At 32.3% G+C, this 11979-nt stretch carries 10 protein-coding genes and 2 pseudogenes; 9 read left to right on the forward strand and 3 right to left on the reverse strand.

Annotated elements, in window-relative coordinates; translation table 11 throughout:
• Positions 1–15: 15 nt before the first annotated feature.
• A complete protein-coding gene (locus tag AC061C_RS10695) occupies positions 16–1086 on the reverse strand; it encodes a M48 family metallopeptidase (protein ID WP_478291165.1) in 1071 nt (356 codons plus the stop codon).
• Positions 1087–1089: 3 nt separating this feature from the next.
• On the reverse strand, positions 1090–2049 hold the full coding sequence (locus tag AC061C_RS10700; RefSeq protein WP_478291166.1) for a YjgN family protein: 960 nt from the start codon (positions 2047–2049) through the stop codon (positions 1090–1092).
• Between the two features lie 260 nt (positions 2050–2309).
• Here AC061C_RS10700 and AC061C_RS10705 point away from each other — a divergent pair, with 260 nt between their 5' ends.
• From AC061C_RS10705 to sufD, 6 genes and pseudogenes are all read left to right on the forward strand, one after another.
• Entirely contained in the window at positions 2310–2639 is a 330-nt protein-coding gene (locus tag AC061C_RS10705) for a HesB/IscA family protein (RefSeq protein ID WP_478291167.1), read from the forward strand.
• Positions 2640–2727: 88 nt separating this feature from the next.
• Positions 2728–4176, forward strand: a complete 1449-nt coding sequence (gene sufB / locus AC061C_RS10710) for a Fe-S cluster assembly protein SufB (protein WP_417945633.1) — start codon at positions 2728–2730, stop codon at positions 4174–4176.
• A gap of 70 nt (positions 4177–4246) precedes the next feature.
• Entirely contained in the window at positions 4247–4636 is a 390-nt protein-coding gene (locus AC061C_RS10715) for a four helix bundle protein (RefSeq protein ID WP_417945632.1), read from the forward strand.
• A 40-nt stretch (positions 4637–4676) separates the two neighbouring features.
• Positions 4677–5423 carry a Fe-S cluster assembly ATPase SufC gene (gene sufC, locus AC061C_RS10720; RefSeq protein ID WP_417984239.1) on the forward strand — a complete coding sequence of 249 codons (747 nt, stop codon included), beginning with the start codon at positions 4677–4679 and terminating at the stop codon, positions 5421–5423.
• Between the two features lie 84 nt (positions 5424–5507).
• A pseudogene (locus AC061C_RS10725) lies at positions 5508–5897 on the forward strand (four helix bundle protein).
• 44 nt (positions 5898–5941) lie between these two features.
• Complete coding sequence (gene sufD / locus AC061C_RS10730) at positions 5942–7258, forward strand: Fe-S cluster assembly protein SufD (protein ID WP_478291168.1); 1317 nt, start codon at positions 5942–5944, stop codon at positions 7256–7258.
• 95 nt (positions 7259–7353) lie between these two features.
• On the opposite strand, the gene AC061C_RS10735 is transcribed toward sufD, so the two are convergent.
• Positions 7354–8841, reverse strand: coding sequence for a S1C family serine protease (locus AC061C_RS10735; RefSeq protein WP_478291169.1), 1488 nt, complete (start codon positions 8839–8841; stop codon positions 7354–7356).
• A 72-nt stretch (positions 8842–8913) separates the two neighbouring features.
• Between AC061C_RS10735 and AC061C_RS10740 the strand changes: the two genes are divergently transcribed.
• The 3 genes and pseudogenes from AC061C_RS10740 to AC061C_RS10750 all read left to right on the forward strand — a co-directional run bounded on the left by AC061C_RS10740 (position 8914) and on the right by AC061C_RS10750 (position 11952).
• Positions 8914–9765 carry a hypothetical protein gene (locus AC061C_RS10740; RefSeq protein WP_478291170.1) on the forward strand — a complete coding sequence of 284 codons (852 nt, stop codon included), beginning with the start codon at positions 8914–8916 and terminating at the stop codon, positions 9763–9765.
• A 25-nt stretch (positions 9766–9790) separates the two neighbouring features.
• Positions 9791–10048: pseudogene (locus tag AC061C_RS10745) on the forward strand (SufD family Fe-S cluster assembly protein); the annotation flags it as partial.
• 443 nt (positions 10049–10491) lie between these two features.
• Complete coding sequence (locus AC061C_RS10750) at positions 10492–11952, forward strand: chemotaxis protein CheB (protein ID WP_478291171.1); 1461 nt, start codon at positions 10492–10494, stop codon at positions 11950–11952.
• Positions 11953–11979: the final 27 nt, after the last annotated feature.

Raw genomic sequence — 11979 nt, forward strand, 5'->3', positions numbered from 1 at the left:
CGATTTGATTTTAGATTAATTTTTTAATTTTTGGAATAACTGTTGCAGCTTACTATTTGCCTCAACTTGGTACGGAGTCGATTTAACCAATTGTATAGTGGTTGCAATACGTTGTTGCGTTACTGGGTGCGAACTCAAAAACTCAGGAATAATAGTATCGTCTTCGTTTTGTAGTCTTTTAAATAAATTCAACATTCCGTTTGGATTGACCTTATTTTTGATCACAATAGCAAAACCTTCTCGGTCAGCTTCTTGTTCGAACTCACGCGAAAAAGAGAGCGACTGAAAGCTGTTTACGTTATCGCCAATGGTAGCCATAATTCCGTTTGCATCACCTAAAATTGCCGAGATAAATAGGTATCCAGACAAGTTGCGGCATAACATTTTCATAGAATGCCTATGATTAACGTGCGCTGCCTCGTGACCCAAGAGCGCCACTAACTCATCATAGTTTTTCATCTTATTTACAATTCCTGAATAAACCACAATAGTTCCATCTGGCAAGGCAAAAGCGTTCACAATATCCTCTTCTACAAAAATGAATTTCAAGTTTTTTTTATTATTCAATTCCAAATCTTTTGCAAAAGCATTCAAATCTTTGGTCTTCTTTGACTCCACCTCCGAAAACAGTAAATTATCACTGATAAAGGTACCACTTAAAGTATCATCATAACTTTCGGGAATAAGGGCTACTGATTTTTCACCAACCCAAGGTATGACATAAAAATAAGTCAGTCCGATTAAGGCAAAAACAACCATAGCCAGAACAAGATGCATTTTGAAACCAGAAGCGAGCAACTTTTCATACCAATTGATATGGTTGTTCTCTTTTCTGAATTTCTGAATGGCAGCTGCAAATGTAGTATTGCTGATTTTGAGGATCGCAAAACCATCGGTACTTTGTTTTTGCAACTGCAAAGAGTTTCCAAAATTTTCAAAACTAACAGTTGAAAGCAACCATTGATCCTGATGACCTGTTTCTGTTTCAAAAAGAAGCAAGCCTTTTTGCGTATCCAAAACCAATGAACAAGGCTGCGGAACAGCTGATTTGCCATCAAAAAAAATTCCCACGGACTGATTATTCATACTCTATACTATAAAATCAATGTCTAAAAAGTCACTAATATCGTCACCTGTTGCGTCTTTGAAATTCACTTCGGTTTGTTGCAAAGTGTTTAAATCAATCGTGCCATCCAGTTCAATATGATCAAATATAAACTTCATAGTTCTCGTAACAACCCAAGCATATCCAAGTCCAAGAGTAATAATAAGCAATAGGAAATTAACAATTATAAGACCCATAAAATCGACTCCCGTAGCTGTTGATGTAAATTCAATTCTTTTATCGTCTTTGTGTAAGGATAAATTATTAATATAGTACTCAAAAATATCTTTTTGCCACCAAAATGAGTAAATCCCCAAGGTTATGATACTTAAAAAGTAACCTTTAATGTTCATTAATAAATAATCCCCACCATCACCATCGTAATTCATTTCGGCATCACCAAAGCGAATGTTGCTCAAAACATAACTACGCAGGTTCATTTTAAACCAAGAACCATAAATACCAAGCGTTATTACAGTATAAAAAATCCATTTAAAAAAAAGTTTGACAAATTCACTTCTATCGCCTCTGTAACCAAAACGCACACCACGCCAAGAAGTTCTTGACATTCTGTACTTGTAAGAACCGTGAATTGCTAATGGCATAATAGCTATCACTATCAAATAAAACGATATTAATCCTACTGAGGGCATTTCTAAATAAATGAAAAGACCTAAAATTCCAAACAAGATTGCAAATAATATAATGACTTTTATAAAACCCTTAAACATTTCTTTCCCTGTACCATGAAAAGCAAAAGCATCATCATTTAAAGTTGTTTGCCCAAACATAAATTGGAGCGTTTTGGCTTTCGCCCAAGGATAATAAATTCCTAATGTAACAATTGTTAAAAGCCAATTGACCATGACGATTCCAAAAAAAGTTTTGCCTTTTCCTTTAAAATCTAATTTGTACTGCATCTTCTCTGGTAAAATTTCTTCCATAAATAGGTTTTATTTAGTTATTTGTAAGTTATAAGGGACTAAAAGTAATTTATTTTTAAAAAAAAAACTAATAAGTATTTTCTATTTGAAGATTAGTTATAAAAATGTTATTGATTATGGAAAAAGTATTTTATATAGTATCTTTGCGGTTAATTTAGACAAAATCAAGATAACACAATTGCCTGAAAATTCAAAGCTCTGATAATAAAGACACTACGTAATTTTCAACAAGCAAAATGTTATTACAAAACAACATAAACATGATAAAAGTTTCTGATACTGCCAAAAAGAAAATTATCAACTTAATGCAAGACGATGGTTTTGATGCCGCCACAGACTACGTAAGAGTAGGCGTGAAAAGCGGTGGCTGCTCTGGTTTGTCCTATGATTTAAAATTCGACAAGAACAAGGGAGATGATGATAAAGTATTCATTGACAATGATATAACAATTGCTGTAGAGAAAAAATCTTTTTTATATTTAGCAGGAACCGTTCTCGAATTTTCAGGCGGATTAAACGGAAAAGGATTTGTTTTCAATAATCCAAACGCCACTAGAACTTGTGGATGTGGGGAAAGTTTTTCTCTATAACCAAATAAAAAAAATTAAACCATTAAGAAATTAAGGTAATTAAGCCTTAATGCATCTTAATTTCTTAATGGTTTTAAAAAATAAAAATATGTCAAAATATACAGAAGACGACTTAAAAATCGAACTCGAAAATAAAGAATACGAATACGGATTTTACACGGAGCTGGAAGCCGAAACCTTTCCTATTGGTTTAAACGAGGATATCGTTCGTGCTATTTCGCACAAAAAGGGAGAGCCACAATGGATGACCGATTGGCGCCTAGAGGCTTTTCGTGCTTGGGAGCAAATGATTGAACCGGAATGGGCCAATGTAAGCTACACCAAACCTGATTTTCAAGCGATTTCCTATTATTCCGCACCAAAAGCAGTCGACCCTAATAAAACATTAGACGATGTAGATCCTGAACTTTTAGAAATGTACAAAAAGTTAGGTATCTCTGTCGATGAGCAAAAAATGATGAATAATGTAGCCATGGATATCGTAGTCGATTCGGTTTCTGTTGCAACTACTTTCAAAAAAACATTGGGCGAAAAAGGAATTATTTTTATGAGTATTTCCGAAGCTATTAAAGAGCATCCAGAATTAGTTCGCAAGTATTTAGGTACTGTAATTCCACAAAAAGACAATTATTATGCAGCTTTGAATTCGGCTGTTTTCTCCGATGGATCTTTCTGTTATATTCCAAAGGGCGTTCGTTGCCCAATGGAACTTTCCACTTATTTTAGAATCAATCAAGCCGGTACAGGGCAATTTGAAAGAACCTTACTTGTTGCCGATGAAGGCAGTTATGTATCGTACTTAGAGGGTTGTACGGCTCCAAGTCGTGACGAAAATCAATTGCACGCGGCAGTAGTCGAATTAATTGCGCTTGATGATGCCGAAATAAAATATTCAACCGTACAAAACTGGTATCCTGGAAACAAAGAAGGTAAAGGTGGTGTGTATAACTTTGTGACCAAAAGAGGGATCTGCGAGAAAAACGCAAAAATATCTTGGACACAAGTAGAAACAGGTTCCGCTATCACTTGGAAATACCCATCCGTGGTCTTAAAAGGTGACAACTCAACTGGTGAGTTTTATTCGATTGCAGTGACGAACAATTTCCAGCAAGCTGATACTGGTACCAAAATGATCCATTTAGGAAAAAACACTAAATCAACGATTATTTCAAAGGGAATTTCTGCCGGAAGATCTCAAAATAGTTACCGTGGTCTGGTACGCATTTCACCTAACGCTGATAACGCAAGAAATTTTTCGCAATGCGACTCTTTGTTAATGGGAAATAACTGCGGCGCACATACTTTTCCTTACATCGAAAGTAAAAATCCAACTGCAAAAATAGAACACGAAGCTACAACGAGTAAAATTGGCGAAGACCAAGTTTTTTATTGCAACCAACGTGGAATCCCAACAGAAAAAGCAATTGCCTTAATCGTAAATGGTTTCAGTAAAGAGGTTTTGAATAAGTTGCCAATGGAATTTGCTGTGGAAGCTCAGAAGTTATTAGAAATTTCATTAGAAGGTTCAGTGGGATAAAAATTTGTTTAAAGTTTAAGGTTTAAAGTTGAGCAACTTATGACTAACTTTAAACCTTAAACAAAAATAAATGGCGACAATAACTAGGTTCGAAGATTTAGAAATTTGGAAAGAGGCTCGACGACTGGCCAAAGAAATTCATATTATTGCTGTAGAATCAAATTTAAAAAATGATTTCAGATTTAAGGATCAAATAAAAGCATCATCTGGCTCAGTAATGGACAATATTGCTGAAGGTTTTGAAAGAAACGGAAATTTAGAATTTAGACAATTTCTGTCTATCGCAAAAGGATCTGCTGGAGAAACAAGGTCGCAATTATACCGAGTTTTGGATTATAATTATATAAATGAAGAAGAGTTTGAAATTTTAAAAACTGACTTCGAAAATTTAAGTGGAAAAATAAACAATTTTATATCATATTTAAACAAGAAAGATTTTAAAGGCACCAAGTTTCAGTAAACACGAGAACTTTAAACTTTAAACTTTAAACAAAAAAAACATGTTATCAATAAAAAATTTACACGCCTCAATAGGTGACAAAGAAATATTAAAAGGGATAAACCTTGAAGTAAAAGCAGGAGAAGTTCATGCTATAATGGGTCCTAACGGTGCCGGAAAAAGTACGCTAGCTTCCATCATTGCAGGAAACGAAAATTACGAGGTAACTCAAGGTGAAATTGGATTAGACGGGGAAGACCTGGCTGATTTGGCACCAGAAGAAAGAGCACACAAAGGCGTTTTCCTTTCGTTTCAATATCCTGTTGAAATTCCTGGTGTTTCAGTAACTAACTTCATGAGAACGGCTATCAACGAAACACGCAAAGCAAACGGTAAGGAAGAAATGCCAGCTAATGAAATGCTAAAAGTGATTCGTGAAAAATCAGAATTATTAGAAATAGACCGTAAATTTTTGTCACGTTCTTTAAACGAAGGATTTTCGGGTGGAGAGAAAAAGCGTAACGAAATTTTTCAAATGGCTATGCTAGAACCAAAATTAGCGATCCTTGACGAAACCGATTCTGGATTGGATATCGATGCTTTACGTATTGTTGCTAATGGTGTTAATAAACTAAAAAGTGATAAAAATGCGATCGTAGTCATTACGCACTACCAGCGTTTACTAGATTATATCGTTCCTGATTTTGTTCACGTTTTGTACAACGGAAAAATTGTAAAATCTGGCGGAAAAGAATTAGCTCACGAGCTAGAAGAAAAAGGATACGACTGGATTAAAGCAGAAAATTAAAAATTGTTTCAAGTTTAAAGTTTTATTAGTTTCAAGTTAAGATACCTGAAACAAATAAAAGCCTGAAGCGAATAAACAAAATCTATGGCGACAATAAATCGGTTTGAAGATTTACAAATTTGGCAGGAGGCAAGACGCTTAGCAAAAGAAATACATCTAATTGCTGTTGAAACCGATTTGAAATCAGATTTTAGATTCAAAGAGCAAATTAAATCTTCTTCAGGTTCAGTAATGGATAATATAGCCGAAGGGTTTGAAAGAGATGGAAATCTTGAATTTAGATAATTTCTATCAATTGCAAAAGGTTCTGCTGGTGAAACAAGATCGCAACTCTATAGAATTTTAAATTTTGGTTATATCAATGAATCAAAATTTGAACTGTTAAAAAAAGATTATGAAAACCTCAGTGGTAAAATTAAAAATTTTATCACCTATTTAAATAAGAAAGACTTTAAAGGAAATAAGTTCCAATAGGTAAAACCTGAAACTTTAAACTTTAAACCTGAAACCAAATTAAAATGGAATTAAAAGAAAAATTAATCTCGTCGTTTATGGCTTTTGAGGAGCGCATCGATGTTCATGCTGAACTTCACGATGTACGCACAGCAGCACTAAAAAACTTTGAGAACAAAGGTTTCCCAACCAAAAAAGAAGAAGCTTGGAAATATACCTCACTCAATGCGGTACTAAAAAATGACTTTACCGTTTTTCCAAAACAAGAAAATACTGTGCAGTATTCTGATGTAAAAAAATACTTTTTACATGAAATAGACAGCTATAAAATAGTCTTTATTGATGGTGTTTTCAGTTCCCATCTTTCGGCTACAACGCATGAAGGTATAGATGTTTGCTTGCTTTCATCGGCATTGACTAAATCAAAATACAAAACAATTGTTGATACGTATTTCAATCAAATTGCAAATAAGGAAGAAAGTTTAACGTCTTTGAATACGGCTTTCGCCAATGAAGGAGCGTATATCAATATTCCGAAAAGTAAAGTAGCAGACAGACCAATTGAAATCATGTATTTCTCTACGGGAAATGAAGCCGCGCTTTTAGTACAACCTCGCAACTTAATAGTAGTAGGAGAAAATGCACACGTTCAGATCATCGAGCGTCATCAGAGTTTGAACGAAAATCCAGTTTTAACCAATTCAGTTACTGAGATTTTTGCTCAAAAACGTGCTATAGTTGATTTTTATAAAATTCAAAACGATACTCTTACTGCTAACTTGATCGATAACACTTACGTTTCACAACAAGAGGAAAGCAGTGTAGCTGTAAATACATTCAGTTTTGGTGGAAACCTTACGAGAAACAACCTCAATTTTTACCATTTTGGAGAAAGAATTGTGAGCTACCTGAACGGAATTACGATTATTGGCGACAAGCAACATGTAGATCATTACACACTGGTGCAACATGCTACGCCAAACTGCGAAAGCCATCAGGATTACAAAGGGATATTTTCTGATCGTTCAACGGGCGTTTTTAACGGGAAAATTTTCGTAGAACGAGAAGCTCAAAAAACAAATGCTTTTCAAAAAAGCAACAATATTTTATTGAGTGATAAGGCGACTATTAATGCTAAACCACAATTAGAAATTTTTGCAGATGATGTAAAATGCTCTCACGGTTGCACCATTGGTCAACTTGATGAAACAGCAATGTTCTACATGCAACAACGCGGAATCTCTAAGAAAGAAGCAAAAGCGTTAATAATGTACGCGTTCTCAAATGTGGTTATCGAAAGCATCAAAATACCAGAATTAAAACAACGAATCACCAAAATTATTGCTACCAAACTGGGCGTGAAAATGGGATTTGATTTGTAGTTTTTAAATACAAAGTTCCTTTATCTTTTTTATATTCCTTTAGTTTTTATTAATGTGATTCTAAACATTACGAACTATAATTAAAACAAGATAAATTAATCTGTAATATTTAGCATTTTTAGAACTAATGATGAAGGAATCGAAAAACCTATTCCAGACACATTTTCTCCTATTGCTTTCAAAGTATTAATGCCAATTATTTCGCCATTTGAATTTAATAATGGCCCTCCACTATTTCCAGAGTTTATATTGGTGTCAATTTGAATAAAATTAACACCATTAAACTCTCGATAACCACTAATTATTCCCTTGCTTATAGATTGTTGTAGTTTTTTATCTAATGGAGTTCCAATGGCATATACATCTTCGCCTAAATTGGTGCTGTTTTTATTAAATGACAATCCTTTACTGTTTACATCTACTTTTAATATTACCAAATCAAAATCTTTATTACTTTTTATTATTTCAGCATTTATTTTTTTAACTTTATCAATTCTTACAAATACTTTTTTTTCGCCTTCAATTACATGATAATTAGTTATAATGTATCCATTATCTGAAATAAAAACACCACTACCAAACTTTTTTTCTGTTTCAACAGTTACTACAGAGTTCGTAGTTTCTTTTAACATATCGGTTATGTTTTGATGTTTTTTTGGTATTGAAAGAACAATTTTTATTTTTTCGCCTTTAGATTGTTCCAAATGTTTTTTTTCTGTCGCTGCTAAAACATCATATAAAGATTCCGTTTCTAATAATTTTATTTCTGATAATGCAATCATTTTATGCAATATAAGTTCATAATCATTTCCAGTTCGATAATAGTCAATCGTAACTAAAAAACTTGAAACAGGTGTTTTTAAGTTTGACAAATCATATAATTGCCATTCACACTCAATCGAACATTTTCCAGAATAATCTCGAAGTAATCTACCTTTGAGATTAAAACTGAGCTTTTTTACAATTGGTTTGAAAATTAATTTCGGATTTTGAAGGTTAGACACATCTTTTTCAGAAATTTTATCAGAAAAATATTGAGCGGTTATATATGAATCTTTAAAAGAGTTTAAAACCCTAAACTGCATATTTTGGGGATAACCCAAATGCCTATATATGTCTTTATCTTTTAGCTTTTTCTTAATGCCATTAATCTTTCCAATTACACTATTTTCATCAATTTCAAGAATTGGATCTTCAATTCCGACTAAAATTGTAGTATCGTATTCTTTAAAAGTTTTAGTTAATTTTAATACATAATCGCTTTCTTCTATTCCAATTAAACAAGTACTACAATCGGAAATTAACTGAAAAAAAGAACTGTTTTTATTTCTTTTTTCAAGCAATTTAATTTCAATTGGATAATAATTTTCTTTGACAAATTTAATAGTAGAAATTTTTTTGTCAAGTTTATCTAGGTCAAAAGGAGTCGTACCAATTTTTACATTTTTATCATCTAGAATATCCGCACCAGACGGATTTGTTTTTATAAATCTAGAATTTTGTTGAGAATACAATTTAGAAATTGGGATCAAAAATATTAAAACAAGAAAAAACGAATATGATTTACGAAATAATAATGTCATAATTGATTAAATTATATATAAAAAACTTACTTTTGAAGTCATTTAAAATTAGGTAAACATAAAACAAAACAAATGAAAAATAAAATATTATTTCTATTAGCAGTACTTTATTCAACAATCAGTTCGGCACAGTTATCAGCAGTTGATTATAAAAGCAAAGAATTTAGCCAATTCAAAGCCTCGAAAATGCATGTTGTTTTATCAGGTGATAAAAAATATGATGAAGAAATTAAAAAAGTAATGAACGAGTTTTGGAAAGTCACGCCTTTTGATTTTATTAATCCGAATGAAGTTGAAAACAAACTACCTGAAAAAGAATCATCATTTATGATTTTGTTAACAATAGGAACATCTAAACCTCAACAATCGTATCATTATCTAGCAATAGTAAATGGTGGTCAAAAAAAACTTAATCGATATAATTATGAAGATTTAGTAGCGTATTGTCCGATTAATTATTACAAGGATGAAAATAAAATGTTTGACTGTTCTTATAGATTAAAAAACATGATCCAATCCATGATTTTGGTGATGGATCTAGTACAAAAAAATGATATTAAGGGCAATTCGAAAAACATTGTACAAGGATTGCAAGAAGTGTATAATAAAGACGCACAAAAAATTAAAGAACGAACTTTGCTTTTTTGCGATAATTCATTTGGAGGAAAACTAACTCAAGCGGATATTAGCGGAATTTATCCGTATAAATTTGAAATTTGTTCTAAGGAAAAAATAGCTAAAGTAATTAAAGATAAAAGTACCGAATATTATTATTTCCAACCTGGAATTACCTTAAACAAATCAATGTTTGTCTTTGATCCTGCAACAGGTGAAGTACTGTATTTTGATTATGATATGATGGGTTTAAATATAAACAAAGGAAATATCAAAGATTTAGCAACTAAAATAAGTCCTAAAAAATAATAATTATTTAAAGCTTTAATAAATAACCATAGTCCTTAAACCACAATTAGAAATTTTTGCCGATGATGTAAAATGCTCTCACGGTTGCACCATTGGTCAACTTGATGAAACAGCAATGTTCTACATGCAACAACGCGGAATCTCTAAGAAAGAAGCAAAAGCGTTAATAATGTACGCGTTCTCAAATGTGGTTATCGAAAGCATCAAAATACCAGAATTAAAACAACGAATCACCAAAATTATTGCTACCAAACTGGGCGTGAAAATGGGATTTGATTTGTAGTATAATTAAAACCTAATATACAAAACCCGACAAATTTTAGAAACCTGTCGGGTTTATTTTTAGGAGCTAATCCTGCTATACATTGCAAATGAAATGCAATGATCACCAAAATAAAATATCAAGTTGGTGAAGTACTCTTTTTTTGTAAAAACCTCAAAAAGCATTTTCATTTCTATCGGGGCTAAAAATTTATTTTTTGAATTTCTGTCAGCGAAAATTGTCGTAAATTTTAATCATAATCGTCTTTTAGACTTTGAGGGATTGTAATTTCTCCCAAGAAAACTTTTATTTGCCTGTAATAATAGAAGTCCAAAAAACATATAATTGTCAATGTTTTATAGTCAGTAAACTTAAATTAGACTACATTTGAGTACAATTAACATTTGTTTATTTAGACAAGTTTAGATTGATTTACTATTTCCCTAAAATAAATTATGGCGAAAATGAAATCAGCACTTCCAAAAAATACTCCTTTAACACTTTCAAAAAAGCAAAAGGTAACGCCAAATCAAAATTCTGACAAAAATGTTTCACCGTCTGAATTAAATTCTAAGCAAGAACTGGCTAAGGCAGCTCATGGCTTTCCTATAGTTGCAATTGGCGCATCGGCTGGAGGTCTAGAGGCGGTTACTCTATTACTACAAAACCTTTCGCCTACTACAGGCATGGCTTTTATATATGTACAGCATTTAAGTCCAGATCACAAAAGCATTTTACCTTATTTATTGTCTAAAGTAACTCAGATGAAAGTACAAGATATTGATGATATGGAAAAAATGATTCCTGATAATGTTTATGTAATTCCGTACAATAAAGAAATTGAAGTTGTCGATGGACATATAAAATTAATTCCCAGACCCGAAAAACGAAAATCAAATTTATCAATTGATTTACTCTTTTCATCATTGGCAGAAACGCATAAAGAAAATGTTATTGGAGTTGTGCTGTCAGGAAATGCTCATGATGGAACGGCTGGTTTAAAAGAAATAAAACAAGCTGGAGGTATTACTTTTGCTCAAGATGATTCGGCTAAATTTCCTAGTATGCCTCACTCGGCTATTGCTTCTGGACTAGTTGATTTTATTTTATCCCCAAAAGAAATTGGCTTGGAAATAAACCGAATTAGCAAACATCCCTTGACTACACAAAAACCAATAAAAAATATACCTGAATCGGAAATAGAAAATAATGATCCCGATTTACAACATATATTGCAAGTTCTTCACAAGAGCAAAAATGTCGATTTTAGTCATTACAAGATGAATACGATCAAGAGAAGGATAACTCGTAGAATGCTGATTCACAATATAAAAACATTAAAAGAATATGCGGCATTGCTTCTCTATCAAACTTCTGAAATTGATTTACTTTACCACGATTTACTCATAAATGTAACTGCTTTTTTTAGAGATACTGATGCTTTTTTACTTTTAAAAAATACAATTTTACCCAAAATTATAGAAAATAAAACTGTTGGCGAAAGTTTAAGAATATGGATTGCAGCTTGTGCAACAGGCGAAGAAGTATATTCTATAGCCATGTTGTTATTAGAAATTCAAGACCACACAAAAAATAACATTCCTCTTCAAATATTTGCATCAGACTTAAGTATAGAAGCCATTAATTTAGCGCGTATTGGTGAATATTCTGCCCATCAATTGGCAAATATTTCTCCAGAAAGATTGCAACGATTTTTTACTAAAACTAAAGATAAATATCGTGTTTGTAAATCCTTGCGAGATGTTTGTGTTTTTGCGCAACACAATATTTTGCTTGATCCACCATTTTCTAAAATGGACTTAATTAGTTGCCGCAATGTGCTTATTTATTTAGACACAATTGCGCAGAAAAAAGCTATTTCCACTTTTCATTATGCACTCACAGCTATCCGAAAGTTTTACTAAATAATAGAAAAACTGCCTCGACCCTTT

The organism is Flavobacterium sp. GNP010, assembly GCF_056428945.1.